The organism is Streptomyces sp. NPDC104581 (assembly GCF_055583685.1).
Genome location: NZ_JBVJNN010000009.1, coordinates 129,866 through 149,081 on the forward strand (window position 1 = coordinate 129,866; position 19,216 = coordinate 149,081).

Annotated in this window: 11 protein-coding genes; all 11 read left to right on the plus strand. The window is 70.5% G+C overall.

Features of this window, described 5'->3' with window-relative positions:
- Positions 1 to 54: 54 nt before the first annotated feature.
- The 11 genes from ACZ61E_RS10805 (at position 55) to ACZ61E_RS10855 (ending at position 19,175) form a co-directional block, all read left to right on the plus strand.
- Entirely contained in the window at positions 55 to 1,236 is a 1,182-nt protein-coding gene (locus ACZ61E_RS10805; RefSeq protein ID WP_147876407.1) for an ROK family transcriptional regulator, read from the plus strand.
- A gap of 183 nt (positions 1,237 to 1,419) precedes the next feature.
- Entirely contained in the window at positions 1,420 to 2,952 is a 1,533-nt protein-coding gene (locus tag ACZ61E_RS10810) for a sugar ABC transporter ATP-binding protein (protein ID WP_469699232.1), read from the plus strand.
- Complete coding sequence (locus ACZ61E_RS10815; RefSeq protein WP_469699233.1) at positions 2,949 to 4,016, plus strand: ABC transporter permease; 1,068 nt, start codon at positions 2,949 to 2,951, stop codon at positions 4,014 to 4,016. The genes ACZ61E_RS10810 and ACZ61E_RS10815 overlap by 4 nt, the downstream gene beginning before the upstream one ends.
- Before the next feature lie 94 nt (positions 4,017 to 4,110).
- Positions 4,111 to 5,142 carry a substrate-binding domain-containing protein gene (locus ACZ61E_RS10820; protein ID WP_469699234.1) on the plus strand — a complete coding sequence of 344 codons (1,032 nt, stop codon included), beginning with the start codon at positions 4,111 to 4,113 and terminating at the stop codon, positions 5,140 to 5,142.
- A 52-nt stretch (positions 5,143 to 5,194) separates the two neighbouring features.
- Entirely contained in the window at positions 5,195 to 6,421 is a 1,227-nt protein-coding gene (locus tag ACZ61E_RS10825; protein WP_469699235.1) for a Gfo/Idh/MocA family protein, read from the plus strand.
- A 12-nt stretch (positions 6,422 to 6,433) separates the two neighbouring features.
- Complete coding sequence (locus ACZ61E_RS10830; protein WP_469699236.1) at positions 6,434 to 7,438, plus strand: sugar phosphate isomerase/epimerase family protein; 1,005 nt, start codon at positions 6,434 to 6,436, stop codon at positions 7,436 to 7,438.
- 352 nt (positions 7,439 to 7,790) lie between these two features.
- Positions 7,791 to 11,507: a ThuA domain-containing protein gene (locus tag ACZ61E_RS10835; RefSeq protein WP_469699237.1), complete on the plus strand. Its 3,717-nt coding sequence runs from the start codon at positions 7,791 to 7,793 to the stop codon at positions 11,505 to 11,507.
- Positions 11,508 to 11,768: 261 nt separating this feature from the next.
- On the plus strand, positions 11,769 to 15,446 hold the full coding sequence (locus ACZ61E_RS10840) for a ThuA domain-containing protein (RefSeq protein WP_469699238.1): 3,678 nt from the start codon (positions 11,769 to 11,771) through the stop codon (positions 15,444 to 15,446).
- A 128-nt stretch (positions 15,447 to 15,574) separates the two neighbouring features.
- Complete coding sequence (locus ACZ61E_RS10845; RefSeq protein ID WP_469699239.1) at positions 15,575 to 16,702, plus strand: inositol-3-phosphate synthase; 1,128 nt, start codon at positions 15,575 to 15,577, stop codon at positions 16,700 to 16,702.
- Positions 16,699 to 18,333, plus strand: a complete 1,635-nt coding sequence (locus ACZ61E_RS10850) for a UbiA family prenyltransferase (protein WP_469699240.1) — start codon at positions 16,699 to 16,701, stop codon at positions 18,331 to 18,333. Before ACZ61E_RS10845 ends, ACZ61E_RS10850 begins: the two co-directional genes overlap by 4 nt.
- Positions 18,330 to 19,175: a sugar phosphate isomerase/epimerase family protein gene (locus tag ACZ61E_RS10855; protein WP_469699241.1), complete on the plus strand. Its 846-nt coding sequence runs from the start codon at positions 18,330 to 18,332 to the stop codon at positions 19,173 to 19,175. Before ACZ61E_RS10850 ends, ACZ61E_RS10855 begins: the two co-directional genes overlap by 4 nt.
- Positions 19,176 to 19,216 lie beyond the last annotated feature (41 nt).

Consider the following 19,216-nt stretch of genomic DNA (forward strand, 5'->3'; position numbering starts at 1 on the left):
CCGACGTAGCGACGCATCACAGAGCCGAGAGGCGGGGAGGGGCGCGTGAGACGTATGACCGCACGACCCGCGAACGCTCATCAGGCGCGACTGCTCCGGCTCCTGCGTGACGGTGGTCCCAACTCCCGTGCCCAGCTCGGTGACCAGGTCGACCTCTCCCGCTCCAAGCTCGCCGTGGAGGTCGACCGGCTGCTGGAGACCGGGCTCGTCGTCGCCGACGGACTCGCCGCCTCGCGCGGTGGCCGCCGCTCCCACAACATCCGGCTCGCGCCCGCGCTCCGCTTCCTCGGGGTGGACATCGGCGCCACGTCCATAGACGTCGCGGTCACCAACGCCGAACTGGAGGTCCTCGGCCACGTCAACCACCCGATGGACGTCCGCGAGGGTCCGGTCGCCGTGTTCGAGCAGGTGCTCGCGATGGCCGCCAAGCTCAAGGCCAGCGGACTCGCGGACGGTTACGACGGCGCCGGCATCGGCGTTCCGGGACCGGTCCGCTTCCCCGAGGGTGTGCCCGTCGCACCGCCGATCATGCCCGGCTGGGACGGCTTCCCCGTACGCGAGGCGCTCAGCCAGGATCTCGGCTGCCCGGTCATGGTCGACAACGACGTGAACCTGATGGCGATGGGGGAGCAGCACGCGGGCGTCGCACGCTCCGTGGGCGACTTCCTCTGCGTCAAGATCGGCACCGGTATCGGCTGCGGCATCGTCGTCGGCGGCGAGGTCTACCGCGGCACGACCGGCAGCGCGGGCGACATCGGGCACATCCGGGTCGAGCCCGACGGACGCGCCTGCGTCTGCGGCAACAGGGGCTGTCTGGAAGCCCACTTCAGCGGCGCCGCGCTGGCCAGGGACGCCGAGGACGCCGCCCGTACGGGCCGTTCCGCCGAACTCGCCTCGCGCCTGGAGGCCGCCGGCCGGCTCACCGCCGCCGACGTCGCCGTGGCCGCCGCGGCCGGTGACCCCACCGCCCTCCACCTCATCCGCGAGGGCGGCAACCGGGTCGGCCAGGTCATCGCCGGGCTCGTCAGCTTCTTCAACCCGGGCCTCGTCGTGATCGGCGGCGGGGTGACCGGACTCGGCCACACCCTGCTGGCCAGCGTCCGCACCCAGGTCTACCGCCAGTCACTTCCGCTGGCCACCGGCAATCTCCCCATCGTTCTCGGGGAGTTGGGGCCGACCGCCGGAGTCACCGGCGCGGCCCGCCTCATCAGCGACCACCTCTTCTCCCCGGCCTGACACCGGCACCCCCGACGTCGGGCCGTACGGCACACGCCTCACCCGCACAACCGAAATAACAGCAAAAAAACCAACAAGAGCCCCAACAAAGCACCACCGTTCACCGCACCACCCGCATCGCACCGCCCTGTTCCGCACGCCCGCACGCCCGCTCACCGGCCGCATCCGCCGAGGGGATACGCCATGGCACCAGCACCACCCGAAGGCAGTCTGCTCACCATGTCCGGCATCACCAAGCTGTTCCCGGGCGTCCGCGCCCTGGACGGCGTGGACCTGGAGGTGCAGGCAGGCGAAGTCCACTGTCTGCTCGGCCAGAACGGGGCCGGCAAGTCCACACTCATCAAGGTGCTCGCCGGCGCGCACCAGCCCGACGACGGTGTCATCACCTGGCGCGGTGAAGAGGTCCAGCTCAAGTCACCCATCGCGGCCATGAAGCTCGGCATCGCGACCATCTACCAGGAACTCGACCTGGTCGAGGGCCTGTCGGTCGCCGAGAACATCTTCCTCGGCCACGAGCCGACCTCCGCCGGCTTCATCGTCAAGGGCGGCGAGGCCAGGGCCGCCGCCACCGCGCTGCTCGGGCGCCTCGGCCACCCCGAGATCCCCGCGGGCCGGCTGGTCGGCGACCTGTCCGCCGCGCACCAGCAGATCGTCTCGATGGCCCGCGCGCTCTCCCACGACGTACGCCTGATCGTGATGGACGAGCCGTCGGCCGCGCTCGACCCCGACGAGGTCGACAACCTCTTCCGGATCGTCGACACGCTGACCGCCGACGGGGTCGCCGTCATCTACATCTCCCACCGCCTGGAGGAGATCCGCCGCATCGGCGACCGCGTGACCGTCATCAAGGACGGCCGCACCGTCGCCGTGGGCCTGCCCGCCAAGGAGACCCCCACCAGCGAGGTCGTCGCCCTGATGACCGGCCGCGAGGTCGCGTACGTCTTCCCCGACCGCCCCGCGGTCGCCGACGCCCCGCACGGCGAGCCGATCCTGCGGACCGAGGGACTCACCAGGGAGGGCGAGTTCGAACCCGTCGACCTCCAGCTGCGCCCCGGCGAGATCGTCGGCCTCGCCGGACTCGTCGGCTCCGGCCGCTCCGAGATCCTGGAGACCATCTTCGGCGCCCGCAAGCCCACCGGCGGCCGGGTGATCGTCGACGGCAAGGAGCTGAAGCCCGGCAGCGTACGCGCCGCCGTACGCGCCGGACTCGGTCTCGCCCCCGAGGAGCGCAAGGCACAGGCCCTGCTGCTCATCGAATCGGTCACGCGCAACGTGTCGGTGTCGTCCATGTCCCGCTTCTCGCGCGGCGGCTGGCTCGACGGCGGCGCCGAGCGCAAGGCCGCCAGGGCGGCGACCCAGGAACTCTCGCTGCGTCCCGACAACCCCGACGCGATCATCCGCACGCTGTCCGGCGGCAACCAGCAGAAGGCGGTCCTGGCCCGCTGGCTGCTCCGCGGCTGCCGGGTGCTGCTCCTCGACGAACCCACCCGCGGTGTCGACGTCGGCGCCCGCGCCGAGCTCTACTCCGTGATCCGCCGGCTGGCCGACGACGGCCTCGCCGTACTACTCGTCTCCAGCGAGGTCCCCGAGGTCCTTGGCCTCGCCGACCGGGTGCTGGTGCTCCGGGAGGGCCGTGTCGTCCACACGTCCCCGGCCCAGGAGCTCGACGAGCACCGTGTACTCGACCTTGTGATGGAAGGGAGCCCGACGCCATGAAACAGCCTGCCTCTGAGGCGCAGCAGGGCGGGCCCGAGGCCGCACCCGCCGCCGACGCCGTGCCGCTGACCAAGCCCGCCGCGAAGACCCCGGGAGGTTCCGGGGGCCGCCCGCCGCTGGGACTGCGTCTCGATTTCCGTACGCTCTCGCTGCTCGGCGTGCTCGCCGCGCTGATAGTCGTCGGCGGCATCACCAAGCCCGATCAGTTCCTGGACACCAGCAATCTCCAGCTGGTGCTGACCCAGGCGTCGATCATCGGTGTGGTCACCGTCGGCATGACGTTCGTCATCACCAGCGGCGGCATCGACCTGTCGGTCGGCGCGATCGTGGCCCTGGCCTCCGTGTGGGCGACCACCCTGGCCACCCAGGAGTACGGCTTCGCCGGCATCCTGTTCACCGCGATCATCGTGGGCCTGGCCTGTGGTCTGGTCAACGGCGTACTGATCGCGTACGGCGGCATGGCGCCGTTCATCGCGACCCTCGCGATCATGGCGTCCGCCCGTGGTCTGGCCCTCCAGATCACCGACGGCAACACCCAGGTCGTCACGTTGAAGTCGGTCCTCGACCTCGGCTCCCGCGACTCCTACATCCTGGGCGTCCCGCCGCTCGTCATCATCTTCGTGGCGGTCACGGTCATCGGCTGGCTGCTCCTCAACCGCACCACCTTCGGCCGGCGCACCGTCGCGGTCGGCGGCAACGCGGAGGCGACCCGTCTCGCCGGCATCGACGTGCGCAGGCAGCGGCTCTACCTCTACCTGCTCTCCGGACTGTGCTGCGGTATCGCGGCCTTCATGCTGATCGTGCTGTCCGGCTCGGGACAGAACACCAACGGAAACCTCTACGAACTCGACGCCATCGCGGCGGCGATCATCGGCGGCACACTGCTCAGCGGCGGTCGCGGCACGATCGTCGGCTCCGTCCTCGGTGTCCTGATCTTCACCACCATCACCAACATCTTCGCTCTCAACAACCTCCAGAGCGACGTCCAGCAGATCGCCAAGGGCGCGATCATCGTCGCCGCCGTACTGGTCCAGCGCCGCACGGCGCGCAACGGTGAGGGCTGACCTCGTATCCCCGAGGCCCGTATCTCGTACCGCTCCTCGAAGCACCGCTTCCGACGCACCGCACCATCCGCTCTCCTGAAGGGGACGAACCGTCATGCCAGAAACGAGCCGCAGAGGTCTTCTGTTCGGCACCGCCGCCATCTCGGCGGGTGCCCTGCTCACCGCCTGCACCAGCAATGAGAAGAAGGACGAGCCCGCCGCCAACGAGCAGCCGGTCGACGACAAGCCCGGCAAGGCCGTCACCATCGGTTTCGCCGGTCCCCAGGCCGACCACGGCTGGCTGGCCGCGATCAACGCCAACGCCCGGTCGCAGGCGAAGAAGTACTCGGACGTCACGCTCGACATCACCGAGGGCTCGAACGACACCGCCGCCCAGATCGGCCAGATCGACTCGCTGATCAACAAGAAGGTCGACGTCCTGGTGATCCTGCCGGCCGACGGCAAGGCCCTCACCCAGGCCGGTCTCAAGGCGATGCGCGCGGGCATCCCCGTCATCAACCTGGACCGCATCTTCGCCGACCCGCAGGCGTTCCGCTCCTACGTCGGCGGCGACAACTACGGCATGGGCGTCAACGCGGGCAAGTACATCGGCGAGAAGCTGAAGGACAAGCCCAACGCCACCGTCATCGAACTGTCGGGCCCCGACAGCCTGGAGCTGACCAAGCAGCGCACCCAGGGCTTCGACGACGCGCTCAAGAACTACCCCAACATCAAGAAGGTCGCCCGCCAGGCGGCCGACTTCACCGTCGAGTCCGGCCAGGCCAAGATGGCCCAGCTCCTCCAGGCGCAGTCCAAGTTCGACGCCCTGTGGAACCACGACGACGACCAGGGTGTCGGCGCGCTGCGCGCCATCGACCAGGCCGGCCGTGACGGGTTCCTGATGGTCGGCGGCGCCGGCGCCAAGTCCGCGATGGACGCCATCAAGGCCGACAACAGCGTCCTGAAGGCGACCGTGCTCTACCCGCCGATCATGGCCTCGACGGCGATCGACCTCGCCCGCGCGCTCGGCCAGGGCAAGGGCGTCAGCGGCATGGCCGGACTGGAGATCCCGGCCCAGGTCACGCTGTTCTCGGCGGTCGTCGACAAGGAGAACGTCGACGAGTACCTGCCCCAGGGATTCAGCTGACCGGCTCCGCCAGTCTGCCCCCACACGTGCGAGAGACGAGGAGTAATCCCTTATGACCAGCAGGGAAGCGTCGGAGAAGGAAGCCGGCGCACCGCCGCCACTCGGTATCGGCATGATCGGATACTCGTTCATGGGTGCCGCCCACTCACAGGGCTGGCGCACGGCGGGACATGTCTTCGATCTGCCGATGCGGCCGCACCTCGCCGCCATCTGCGGGCGGGACGAGACGGCCGTCCGCACGGCAGCCGACAAACTCGGCTGGGCCGCCGCGGAGACCGACTGGCGGGACCTCATCGCACGTGACGACGTGCGGCTGGTCGACATCTGTACGCCTGGGGACAGCCACGCGGAGATAGCCATCGCCGCGCTGGAGGCGGGCAAGCACGTCCTGTGCGAGAAGCCGCTCGCCAACTCGGTCGCCGAGGCCGAGGCCATGGTCCGGGCCGCCGAGGCGGCCAGGTCCCGGGGCCAGCTGGCCATGGTGGGCTTCAACTACCGGCGGGTGCCCGCCATCAGCTACGCCCGCAAGCTGATCGAGGAGGGACGGCTCGGCGCGCTGCGGCACGTACGGGTCACCTACCTCCAGGACTGGCTGGTCGACGCCGAGTTCCCCCTCACCTGGCGGCTCAAGCGTGAGCACGCGGGATCGGGGGCGCTCGGCGACCTGGGCGCGCACATCGTGGACCTCGCGCAGTTCCTGGCGGGGGAGCCGCTGGTCGGGGTCTCCGCGATGACCGAGACGTTCGTCCGGGAGAGGCCGCTGCTGTCAGGGGCGTCGGCCGGACTCTCGGCGACCGGCGGCGCGGAGACGGGCCCGGTCACGGTGGACGACGCCGCCCTGTTCACCGGGCGGCTCGCCTCGGGGGCGCTGGCGTCCTTCGAGGCCACCCGGATGGCGGCGGGGCGCAAGAACGCGCTGCGGCTGGAGATCAACGGCGAGCACGGTTCGCTGGCCTTCGATCTGGAGCGGCTCAACGAGCTGTCGTTCCACGACCAGTCGGAGCCCGCGGTGACCGCCGGCTTCCGGCGGATCCTGGTCACCGAGTCCGAGCACCCCTACCTCGACGCCTGGTGGCCGCCGGGCCACGGGCTGGGCTACGAGCACACCTTCGTGCACCAGGCCAAGGATCTGGTCGAGGCGATCGCCGCCGGAACCGACCCCGCGCCCTCCTTCGCCGACGGTCTCCAGGTGCAGCGGGTCCTCGCCGCGGTCGAGGAGAGCGCGGAGAAGAACGCCATCTACACACCCGTCCCGGCCCCGTCCGGAATCGAGTCCTGAGGGAAGGTCCGTATGTCACGCCCGTTCACGCTGTTCACCGGCCAGTGGGCCGATCTGCCGCTGGAGGAGGTCTGCCGGCTCGCCCGTGACTTCGGTTACGACGGTCTGGAACTGGCCTGCTGGGGCGACCACTTCGAGGTCGACAAGGCGCTCACCGATCCGGGCTATCTGGAGAGCCGCCACCAGCTGCTCGACAAGTACGGCCTCAAGTGCTGGGCGATCTCCAACCATCTCGTCGGCCAGGCGGTCTGCGACAGCATCATCGACGAGCGCCACCAGGGCATCCTGCCGTCCCGTATCTGGGGCGACGGGGAGGCCGAGGGCGTACGGCAGCGGGCCGCCGCGGAGATCAAGGACACCGCCAGGGCCGCCGCCGCGTTCGGGGTCAACACGGTCATCGGCTTCACCGGTTCGTCCATCTGGCATCTGCTGGCGATGTTCCCGCCGGTGCCGCCCGGCATGATCGAGCGGGGTTACGACGACTTCGCCGAGCGGTGGAACCCGATCCTCGACGTCTTCGACACCGAGGGGGTGCGCTTCGCCCACGAGGTCCACCCGGGCGAGATCGCGTACGACTACTGGACGACGAAGCAGGCGCTCGAAGCGGTCGACCACCGCCCCGCGTTCGGGCTGAACTTCGACCCGAGCCACTTCGTCTGGCAGGACCTGGACCCGACCGGATTCCTCTACGACTTCCGGGACCGGATCTACCACGTCGACTGCAAGGAGGCGCGCAAGCGTCTCGACGGCCGTAACGGCAGGCTCGGTTCGCATCTCCCCTGGGGCGACCCGCGGCGCGGCTGGGACTTCGTCTCGGCCGGGCACGGTGACGTGCCGTGGGAGGACGTCTTCCGCATGCTGGGGGCGATCAACTACGAGGGTCCGATCTCGGTGGAGTGGGAGGACGCCGGTATGGACCGGCTCGCGGGCGCCCCCGAGGCGCTCGCCGACCTGAAGCGGTTCGACTTCGACCGGCCCACCGCGTCCTTCGACGCGGCCTTCGGCGGCGGCGAGTAGCCGCTCCTCACGTCACACAGCCCAACACGAGCCCGGCGGTGGAAAGTTCACCGCCGGGCCGTCCGGCATGCCCGGAAAGCCCTTTGTCCTGAGTCGGGAAAAAGTTGAACTTCAGCGCTGCGCAAGGGCTTTCCGTCTCGGACGAACAGGGTTACGGTCACTGAGATGTACAGGACATGTTGATCTCCGGTGCGACGGCGCGCCCCGGCGAGACAGCAGACCGAGAGCAACAGATGCGGGATCACGGGTGCTTGGACGAGCACTCCCCCCCATCCCCCCACCCGAGGCGAGCCCCCATGCTCCTTCGTTCCCTCGGACCCGCACGCACGACAGGCACTACCGGAGGACTCTCGTGCACAGTCAACGACGTCCCAGAGGCCGCTCCCTTCTCGCACTGCTGACCGGCGCCCTGCTCGCGGGGTCGACCCTCAGCGCCGTGCCGGCCAACGCCGCCGACCCCGGAAGACAGGCCGCCGCCCCCACGTTCCAGCAGGTGACCCTGGCCAAGGGCGCCGAAGAAGCCGGTGAGCCCATGACCCTGGCGGTCCTTCCCGACCGCCAGGTCCTGCACACCTCACGCGACGGCACACTGCGCATCACCGACGAGGGGGGCACCACCAAGGTGTCCGGCACCCTCGACGTCTACAGCCACGACGAGGAAGGACTCCAGGGAGTCGGCGTGGACCCCGGCTTCGCGCAGAACCGGGCCATCTACCTCTACTACGCGCCCGAACTCGACACCCCGTCCGGCGACGCGCCCGAAACGGGTACCGCCGAGGACTTCGCCCCCTTCGACGGGGTCAACCGGCTCTCGCGCTTCACGCTGAACGAGGACGGCACCCTCGACAAGGGAAGCGAGAAGAAGGTCCTCGACGTGCCCGCCTCGCGCGGCACCTGCTGCCACGTCGGCGGTGACATCGCCTTCGACGCGGACGGCAACCTCTACCTGTCGACGGGTGACGACACCAACCCCTTCGCCTCCGACGGTTACACGCCGATCGACGACCGGCCGAACCGCAACCCCGCGTTCGACGCCCGGCGTTCCTCCGGCAACACCAACGACCTTCGCGGCAAGGTGCTGCGGATCAAGGTCGCCGACGACGGCTCCTACACCGTCCCCGAGGGCAACCTGTTCGCCCCCGGCACGGAGAAGACGAAGCCCGAGATCTACGCCATGGGCTTCCGCAACCCGTTCCGGATCTCCGTCGACAAGGAGACGGGCATCGTCTACGTCGGTGACTACGGTCCCGACGCGGGCGCGGCCGACCCGGACCGCGGCCCGGCCGGACAGGTGGAGTTCGCCCGTGTCACCGAGGCGGGCAACTTCGGCTGGCCGTACTGCACCGGGGACAACGAGCCGTTCAAGGACTACGACTTCGCCACCGGCGAGTCCGGCGCGGCCTTCGACTGCGCCGCGCCGAAGAACGACTCGCCCCACAACACCGGCCTCACCGACCTGCCGCCGTCCCAGGCCGCCTGGATCCCCTACGACGGGAACAGCGTGCCGGAGTTCGGCGACGGCTCCGAGTCCCCGATGGGCGGTCCCGTCTACCACTACGACGCGGACCTCGACTCCCCGGTCAAGTTCCCCGAGGAGTACGACGGGAACTTCTTCGCCGGCGAGTTCGGCCGCAAGTGGATCAAGCGCATCGACCAGGGCGCCGACGGCACGGTCAACTCGATCAACGACTTCCCCTGGTCCGGCACCCAGGTCATGGACCAGGAGTTCGGCCCCGACGGCGCGCTCTACGTCCTCGACTACGGCACCGGCTACTTCGGCGGCGACGAGAACTCGGCGCTCTACCGCATCGAGAACGCCACCGAGGGCTACTCACCGGTCGCGGTCGCCAAGGCGGACAAGACGTCCGGCACCGGACCGCTGGAGGTGGCCTTCTCGTCGGAGGGCACCGAGGACGCGGACGGCGACGAGCTGACGTACGCCTGGGACTTCGGCGACGGCGGCACCTCCACCGAGCCGAACCCGACCCACACCTTCGAGGAGAACGGCACCTACTCGGCGACCGTCACCGCGAAGGACCCCGGCGGGCTCACCGGCACCGCTTCCGTGCAGGTCGTCGTCGGCAACACCGCACCCCAGGTGAAGCTGGAACTGCCCGCGCCGGGCACGCTCTTCGAGTTCGGCGACGAGCTGCCGTTCAAGGTCACCGTGACCGACCCCGAGGACGGCGACGACATCGACTGCTCCAAGGTCACCGTCCGCTACATCCTCGGCCACGACAGCCACGGTCACCCGATCACCTCGAAGACCGGCTGCGAGGGCACCATTACGGCGCCCGCCGACGCCGAACACGATCCCAACGCCAATATCTTCGGAGTGATCGACGCCGAGTACACCGACGGCGGAGGCGGCGGCCAGGGCTCGCTGACCGGTCACGGCCAGTCCGAGATCCAGCCGAGGCACCGTCAGGCGGAGCACGCCAACGACTCGTCCGGCACCACCGTGACGGATCGTGAGGGAGCCAACGGCGGCAAGACCGTCGGCGGTATCTCGAACGGCGACTGGATCTCCTTCGAGCCGTACCACCTGGCCGGGGCCGCCAAGCTGACCGCCCGGGTCTCCTCGGACGGCGCAGGCGGCACCCTTGAGGTGCGGGCGGGCGCGGCCGACGGCGAGGTCCTCGGCTCGGCCGAGGTGCCCGTCACCGGCGGCTGGACGACGTTCGAGGACGTCGCGGTGGAGCTGACCGGGGCCCCGGCGGAGACGACCGATCTCGTCCTGACCTTCAAGGGCGGCGAGGGCGACCTCTTCGAGGTGGACGACTTCGAGATCACCGGGGAGGCACCCGCCGCGGCGGGCGAACGTGTCCTGGTCTTCTCCAAGACGGCGGGCTTCCGCCACGACTCCATCGAGGCCGGCACCGAGGCCCTGAAGGAGCTGGGGGAGTCCACCGAGATCACGGTCGAGTCCACGGAGGACGCGGGCGCGTTCACCGCGGACAATCTCGCGAACTACGACGCGGTGGCGTTCCTCTCCACCACCGGTGACGTGCTGAACGCCGAGCAGCAGACGGCGTTCGAGGAGTACGTCGCCGGAGGAGGGGGCTATCTGGGTGTCCACGCCGCCGCCGACACCGAGTACGAGTGGGAGTTCTACGGCGGACTGGTGGGGGCCTACTTCGACTCCCACCCGGCGATCCAGCCCGCCACCGTGCAGGTCGAGGACCACGAACACCCGGCCACGGCCCATCTGGAGGACACCTGGGACCGTACGGACGAGTGGTACAACTACCGCACCAACCCCCGTGAGCAGGCCCGGGTGCTCGCCTCGCTGGACGAGTCGAGCTACGAGGGCGGCAACATGTCGGGTGACCACCCGATCGCCTGGTGCCAGACCTACGAGGGCGGCCGGTCCTTCTACACCGGGGGCGGCCACACCAAGGAGTCGTACGCCGAACCGGCCTTCCGCGACCATCTGCTCGGCGGACTGAGGTATGCCACCGGACAGGTCGAGGCCGACTGCACTCCGGCGGGCGGCACGGACCCGGACCCCGGGTACACGGACATCTTCGACGGCAGGACGCTGGACGGCTGGAAGCAGGCCGGACCGGGCGGATTCGACGTCGTCGACGGTGAACTGCGTTCCCAGGGCGGCATGGGCCTGCTCTGGTACGAGGCCAAGGAGCTGTCCTCGTACTCCCTCAAGCTCGACTGGAAGATGGCCGGCGACGACAACTCCGGTGTCTTCGTGGGCTTCCCCGCCTCGGACGACGTCAACTCGGCCGTGGACAACGGCTACGAGGTCCAGATCGACGCCACCGACGCCGACGACCGCACCACGGGATCGGTGTACGGGTTCCAGGCAGCCGACATCGAGGCGAGGGACAAGGCCCTCAAGCCGCCGGGTGAGTGGAACAGCTACGAACTCAGGGTCGACGGGGAGCGCCTCCAGGTGTTCCTCAACGGAGTCGAGATCAACGACTTCACCAACACCGACCCGGTCCGCAGTCTGAAGGACGGTCATATCGGCCTCCAGAACCACGGCGCGGACGACCAGGTCTCCTTCCGGAACATCCAGCTCAAGGAGGGGCCCGCCCAGTCGGCACGGTGAGGTGACCGGGATGTGCCCGGCGGTGGTCCGAAACCACCGCCGGGCCGTCCGGTCTGCCTTTTCTGCCTTTGTCCTCAACCGGGAAAAAGTTGAACCCAATTGCTGCGCAAGGTCTTTCCGGCACGGACCAACCGGGCTAACGTCCAGCGAGATGTAGGGGGCACGTTGCTCGTGCAGAACGCGTCCCAGCACGTCGGGAGCGGCGTTTCGGCGTCCCCTCGGCACCCGCAGTACGAACAGCCCCACCCCCGGAGGACTTTCGTGCCCAGAAGACGTCATAGATCCAGATCCCTCCTCACGCTCGTGGCCGGCGCACTGATCGCCGGCACCATCTCAGCCGTCCCCGCCGCCGCCCACCCGGAGGACCCGCACCCGGCGGACGGCAACTTCCAGCAGGTCGCCCTCGCCAAGGGCGCCGACGAGGTCGGCGAGCCGATGTCGCTCGCCGTACTGCCGGACCGCCAGGTCCTGCACACCTCACGCGACGGCACGCTCCGCGTCACCGACGCCGCCGGCGACACCAAGGTCGCGGGCAAGCTCGACGTGTACACGCACGACGAGGAAGGTCTCCAGGGCGTCGGTATCGATCCCGACTTCGCCGAGAACCGCGCGATCTACCTCTACTACTCCCCGGTGCTCGACACCCCCGCCGGTGACGCACCCGAGACGGGCACGGCTGCCGACTTCGCCCCCTTCGACGGGTACAACCGGCTCTCGCGCTTCACGCTGAACGAGGACTTCACCCTCGACACGGCCAGCGAGAAGAAGGTCCTCGACATCGAGACCAACCGCGGCGTCTGCTGCCACGTCGGCGGCGACATCGCCTTCGACGCGGACGGCAACCTCTACCTGTCGACCGGCGACGACACCAACCCCTTCGCCTCCGACGGCTACACGCCGATCGACGACCGGCCGAACCGCAACCCCGCGTTCGACGCCCGGCGGACCTCCGGCAACACCAACGACCTGCGCGGCAAGGTGCTGCGGATCAAGGTCGCCGACGACGGCTCGTACACGATCCCCGAGGGCAACCTCTTCGCCCCCGGCACGGAGAAGACGCGCCCCGAGATCTACGGCATGGGTTTCCGCAACCCCTTCCGGATCAACGTCGACCAGAAGACCGGCATCGTCTACGTCGGTGAGTACGGCCCCGACGCGGGCGCGGCGTCCGAGACCCGCGGCCCGGCCGGACAGGTCGAGTTCGCCCGCATGACGGAGGCCGGCAACTTCGGCTGGCCCTACTGCACCGGCGACAACGACGCCTACCGGGACTACGACTTCGCCACCGGCACCTCCGGCCCCGCGTTCGACTGCGCCGCGCCGAAGAACGACTCGCCGCACAACACCGGCCTCACCGACCTGCCGCCGTCCCAGGGCGCCTGGATCCCGTACAACGGGAACAGCGTGCCGGAGTTCGGCGACGGCTCCGAGTCCCCGATGGGTGGCCCGGTCTACAACTTCGACCCGGAGCTGGAGTCCGCGGCGAAGTTCCCCGAGGAGTACGACGGGGACTTCTTCGCCGGTGAGTTCGGCCGCGAGTGGATCAAGCGCATCGAGAAGGACGCGGACGGCACCGTCAACAGCATCCACGACTTCCCGTGGACCGGCACCCAGGTCATGGACATGGAGTTCGGCCCCGACGGCGCGCTCTACGTCCTCGACTACGGCCGCGCCTGGTTCGGCGGCGACGAGAACTCGGCCGTCTACCGGATCGAGAACATAGCCGACGGCCGGGCCCCGATCGCCAAGGCCACCTCCAGCAAGACCTCGGGAACGGCGCCGCTGCGGGCCAACTTCTCCTCCGCGGGCACCGTGGACCCGGACGGTGACGAGATCACCTACGCCTGGGACTTCGGCGACGGCGGGAAGTCCACCGAGCCCAACCCCAGCCACGTGTACAAGAAGAACGGCACCTACACCGCGACGCTGACCGCCACCGACCCCAAGGGTCACACCGGCAACTCGTCCGTCAAGATCGTGGTCGGCAACACCGCGCCCAAGGTCACGCTCACCGTGCCCGCCGACGGCGCCCTCTTCAAGTTCGGCGACAAGCTGCCCTTCAAGGTCACCGTCACCGACCCCGAGGACGGTCCGATCGACTGCTCCAAGGTCACCGTCAACTACATCCTCGGCCACGACAGCCACGGCCACCCGATCACCTCGGCCAAGGGCTGCGAAGGCACCATCACCGCACCCGCGGACGGCGAGCACGACCCCAACGCCGACATATTCGGCGTCATCGACGCCGAGTACACCGACGGCGGAGGCGGCGGCCAGGCCGCGCTGACCACGCACGACCAGGTCCAGCTCCAGCCTCGCCACCGCCAGGCCGAGCACTTCTCGCACGCCTCGGGCATCACGATCTACGACAAGGCGTCGGCCAACGGCGGCAAGACCGTCGGAGACATCGACAACGACGACTGGATCTCCTTCACGCCGTACAACCTGACCGGGTCCAAGACCCTCACCGCCCGGGTCTCTTCCGGCGGCGCGGGCGGATTCCTCGAAGTGCGTACGGGCTCCGCCACCGGCAAGCTCCTGGGCTCCGCGCCCATCCCGGTGACCGGCAGCTGGGACACCTTCCAGGACATCGACGTACCGCTGCGCTCGGTGCCCAAGGCCACCACGGAGCTGTTCCTCGTCTTCAAGGGCGGTCAGGGCGCGCTCTACGACCTCGACGACTTCGAGATCAGCGACCAGGCCGCCGGCAAGACCGAGAAGCGGGTCCTCGTCTTCTCCAAGACCGCCGGGTTCCGCCACGACGCCATCCCGGACGGGATCGCGGCCCTGAAGGAGCTGGGCAAGACCAGCAACATCACGATCGACGCCACCGAGACCGCGGCGCAGTTCACCACCAACAACCTCGCCCGGTACGACGCGGTGGTCTTCCTCTCCACCACCGGTGACGTCCTCAACCCCGAGCAGCAGAAGGCGTTCGAGTACTACATCTCCACCGGCGGCGCCTACATGGGCGTGCACGCCGCGTCGGACACCGAGTACGACTGGGCCTACTACGGCAAGCTGGTCGGTGCCTACTTCTCCGGCCACCCGCAGATCCAGGAAGCCACCGTGCGGGTCGAGGACCACGATCACCCCGCCACCGCGCACCTGGACGACGAGTGGCAGCGCACGGACGAGTGGTACAACTACCGTGACAACCCCCGCTCGGACGTGAAGGTCCTCGCCACCCTCGACGAGACCACCTACCAGGGCGGCACGATGAAGGGCGACCACCCGATCGCCTGGTGCCAGACGTTCGACGGCGGCCGGTCCTTCTACACCGGGGGCGGCCACACCAAGGAGTCGTACGCCGAACCGGCGTTCCGTGAGCACCTGCTCGGCGGTCTGCGGTACGCGGCCGGCCAGGTCAAGGCCGACTGCAAGCCCAACACCGGCTACCGGGACATCTTCAACGGCAAGACCCTGGACGGCTGGAAGCAGGCGGGTCCGGGCAAGTTCAACATCGGTGGCGGCGAGATGCACACCGAGGGCGGCATGGGCATGCTCTGGTACCAGGCCAAGGAACTGGGCTCGTACTCGCTGAAGATGGACTGGAAGATGGACGGGGACGACAACTCCGGTGTCTTCATCGGCTTCCCGGCCTCCGACGACCCCTGGTCGGCCGTCAACAACGGCTACGAGATCCAGATCGACGCCACGGACGCGGCCGATCGCACCACCGGCGCGATCTACACGTTCAAGTCGGCCAACATCAAGGCCAGGGACCAGGTTCTGCGGCCCCCGGGTCAGTGGAACAACTACGAGATCAAGGTGCAGGGTGAGCGGGTCCAGGTCATCCTCAACGGAGTCAAGATCAACGACTTCACCAACAAGGACCCGGTGCGCAGCCTGAAGGACGGCTACATCGGCATCCAGAACCACGGTGCCGACGACCAGGTCGCGTTCCGCAACATCCAACTGAAGGAACTGGCCTCCTAGCACACCGGAGGTCCACCGGCCTCCTGGCCAACCACCGGGAGGCCGGCCGCCAGACGGCGGCGGGCGGGGAGGCGCCGTACCCCCCGCCCGCCGTCCACCAACACACCCACCCGGCAGGGAGGCAGCCCGTGACCACCAACGATTCGACTGCAGGACGTACCGGAGTCTGGTTCGTAGGAGCACGAGGCTCCGTCGCGACGACAGCCGTCGCCGGCTGCGCGGCGGTCAACGCGGGCCTCCATCCCGCGACCGGCATGGTCGCCGAGACCCCGCCCTTCGCGGGCTCGGGCCTCCCGGCGCTGTCCTCGCTGGTCTTCGGCGGACACGACACCGCGAGCTGCCCCCTGCCGAAGCGCGCCGAGGCACTCACCGCCGCGGGTGTCCTCCCGCACGGCCTGCCCAACACCATCGCCGCCGAACTCGAAGCGGCCGACGCGGAGATCCGCATCGGCGGACCGATGCCCGGCGACACCCGCGACGACGACGAACTGATAGCCGCCTTCGCCGACGACATCACCGCCTTCATCCGCCGCACCGGCGTCGTACGCGCCGTCGTCGTCAACGTCTCCTCCACCGAGCCCGAGCCCGCCGCCGGCGACCCGCGGCTGCCCGCCAGCTCCCTCTACGCCGCCGCCGCGCTCAGGGCGGGCTGCTCCTACGTGAACTTCACCCCGTCGACCGGGCTGCGGAGCGCGGCCCTCGCGGACGCCGTCGAGGCCAGCGGACTTCCCCACGCGGGCCGCGACGGCAAGACAGGCCAGACGCTGCTCCGTTCCGTGCTCGCCCCGATGTTCGTCCAGCGCGCCCTCGACGTCAGGGCCTGGTCGGGCACCAACCTGCTGGGCGGCGGGGACGGAGCGGCGCTGGCCGACCCGGCGGCGGCCGCCGCCAAGAACGCGGGCAAGGAGCGTGTCCTCGCCGACACGCTCGGCATCGCGCCCGAGGGCGAGGTGCACATCGACGACGTGCCCGCGCTCGGCGAGTGGAAGACCGCCTGGGACCACATCGCCTTCGACGGGTTCCTCGGCTCCCGCATGATCCTCCAGACCATCTGGCAGGGCTGCGACTCGGCGCTCGCGGCGCCGCTCGTCCTGGACCTGGCCCGGCTGGTCGCCCGCGCCCACGAGGCCGGGCTGAGCGGCCCGCTGCCCGAGCTGGGCTTCTACTTCAAGGACCCGGACGGCGGACCCGCCGCGCTCGCCGAACAGTTCGACGCGTTGCTCTCCTTCGCCGAGCGCCTGAAGGAGAGCAAGTGAGCCTGCGCGCCTGGGCCGAACTCCTGCGGGTGTCCGCGCTGTTCACGGTCCCGGGCGACGCCCTGGCCGGCGCGGCGTCCGCCGGGGTCCGGCCCAACCGCGGTACCGCGCTCGCCGTCGGGGCGTCGCTCTGCCTGTACGAGGCGGGGATGGCGCTCAACGACTGGGCGGACCGCGACGAGGACGCCGTCGAGCGCCCGCACCGGCCGATCCCGTCGGGGCGCATCACCCCGAACGCGGCCCTCGCCGCGGCGGGCGGACTGACCGCCGCGGGCCTGCTGCTGGCCTCCCGCGCGGGCCGCCCGGCCCTGGCGCTGGGCACGGCCCTCGCCGCCACGGTCTGGGCGTACGACCTCCGTCTCAAACACACGGCGGCGGGCCCGGTGGCGATGGGCGCGGCCAGAACACTGGACGTACTGCTGGGAGCGACGGCGACCCGCGCGGCGTCGCCTCGCGCCCCGAAGACCGGCGCGGTGGCGCGGCCCGCCGCCTCGCCGCCCGCGCGGCGGGGCGTACTGGCGCGTCTGTCGGCGTGGTCCGGACCCGGCCCGACGCCCGGCCCGGCGTCGGAGGCCGCCGGCTCGTCGTCCGCGGGGCGCGGTGTGCTGGCACGCCTGTCGGCCTGGGCGGGTGACCCCACCGCCGGGTCCGGCCGGACTCCGATGGAGAGCTTGACGAGCGGGCTCACCGGCTCGCCGTCCCGTCCCGCGACGGAGGCCGCCGCCTCGACCGCCCGCCTCTCGCCGCCCGTGGGCCCGGAGGTGTTGTCGCGTCTGTCCGCGTGGGCCGGTGGTCCGACACCCGGCCCGGCGGCGGAAACCGCTGCCGCGCCGTCCGGGCGACAGGGTGTGCTGGGACGTCTGTCCGCGTGGGCGGGTGGCCTGATGCCCGGCCCCGGCTGGACCTCGCCGGCGAGCGGGCTCACCGGTTCGGCCGTCCGTCCCGCGTACGAGGCCGCCGCCTCGACCGCCCGCCTCTTGCCGTCCGGCCGCTCCAAGGCCGGCCCGGGCCGGCGACCGGGCGGACCTTCCCCTCGGGGCCGTACCACGGTCTGGGCGGGCGGCCCCGTCGAGCCCCTGGCCTCCAAGGGCGCCGTACCGGCGGGCGGTTCCGGCCGGGCGCTGCTGCCGCCCGCGTCGCTCGACACCGCCCTGGCCGCCGCGGCGGCCGCGGCGGCGCTCACCGGCGCCGGCCCCGCGGCCGGGCACCACGCCGTGCCCCGCTCCGCACTCGTCCCCGCCGCACTCCTCGGCGCGCACACAGTCGCCGTCACCACCGTCTCCCGCCGCGAGGTGTACGGCGGTTCCGTCGGGGCACCCCTGGCCGCGCTCGCCGTCACCGGGGTGCTCGGCGCCGTGGTCGGTCTGCGCCGGCCCGACAGCGGACCACCGGGGCTCGTCGCGCCCGCGCTCGCCACCGCCTTCGTCGTCACCGCCGGGCAGGCGTTCCTGCACGCCGCGCTCAACCCCTCACCGCAGCTCACCCAGCGCGCGGTCGGCGGCGGCATCCGGGCGATGATCCCGTTCCAGGCCGCGCTCGCTGCGCGCGGCGGGGCTCCCGGGATCGGACTCGTCGTCATGGGCCTCGTGCCGCTGGCCAGGAAGCTCGCGAAGAGGGTGAGTGTGACATGACCATCCGCTACGGATACGGCACCAACGGGCTCACCGACCTGCGCCTGGACGACGCGCTCGGACTGCTCGCCGACCTCGGGTACGACGGGGTCGGGCTGACCCTCGACCACATGCACCTCGACCCGCTCGCCCCCGAACTCGCCGCCCGCACCGCCAAGGTGGCCGCGCGGCTGACCGAACTCGGCCTGGGCGTCACCGTCGAGACCGGCGCCCGCTACGTGCTCGACCCGCGCCGCAAGCACGGACCCACCCTGCTCGACGCCGACCCCGAGGCACGCGCCGCCCGCACCGCGCTGCTCGTCACCGCCGTCCGGGTGGCCGCCGACCTCGGCGCCCACGCCGTGCACTGCTTCAGCGGCATCACCCCCGAGGGCACCGACCCGGACACCGCCTGGAAGCGGCTGGAGGAGTCGATCACCCCGGTCGTCGAAGCCGCCGGAGCCGCCGGCGTGCCCCTCGCCATCGAGCCCGAACCCGGCCATCTCCTCGCCGACATCGCCGGCTTCCACCACCTCAGAACGCTCCTCGGCGACCCCGGACCCCTCGGCCTGACGCTCGACATCGGCCACTGCCAGTGCCTGGAGCCCGCGCCGCCGGCCGACTGCGTCCGGGACGCCGGTCCCTGGCTGCGCCACGTACAGATCGAGGACATGCGGCGCGGGGTGCACGAGCATCTCCCGTTCGGGGACGGCGAGATCGACTTCCCGCCCGTGCTGGCCGCGCTCGACGCCACCGGCTACCAGGGCCTGACCGTCGTGGAGCTGCCGCGCCACTCGCACGCCGGGCCCGAGATGGCCCGCACCTCCCTGGACTTCCTGCGCTCGAAGGGAGCAGCGGTATGAATCGCCCGCCCAGCCACGGATCCGACAGGCCCGACGGGGCG

Excerpts from the sequence above, each read along its gene's own strand:
- ACZ61E_RS10810 (WP_469699232.1), top strand. The coding sequence starts at position 1,420 with ATGGCACCAGCACCACCCGAAGGCAGTCTGCTCACCATGTCCGGCATC.
- ACZ61E_RS10815 (WP_469699233.1), top strand. The coding sequence starts at position 2,949 with ATGAAACAGCCTGCCTCTGAGGCGCAGCAGGGCGGGCCCGAGGCCGCA.
- ACZ61E_RS10825 (WP_469699235.1), top strand. The coding sequence starts at position 5,195 with ATGACCAGCAGGGAAGCGTCGGAGAAGGAAGCCGGCGCACCGCCGCCA.
- ACZ61E_RS10855 (WP_469699241.1), top strand. The coding sequence starts at position 18,330 with ATGACCATCCGCTACGGATACGGCACCAACGGGCTCACCGACCTGCGC.
- ACZ61E_RS10805 (WP_147876407.1), top strand. The coding sequence starts at position 55 with ATGACCGCACGACCCGCGAACGCTCATCAGGCGCGACTGCTCCGGCTC.
- ACZ61E_RS10830 (WP_469699236.1), top strand. The coding sequence starts at position 6,434 with ATGTCACGCCCGTTCACGCTGTTCACCGGCCAGTGGGCCGATCTGCCG.
- ACZ61E_RS10820 (WP_469699234.1), top strand. The coding sequence starts at position 4,111 with ATGCCAGAAACGAGCCGCAGAGGTCTTCTGTTCGGCACCGCCGCCATC.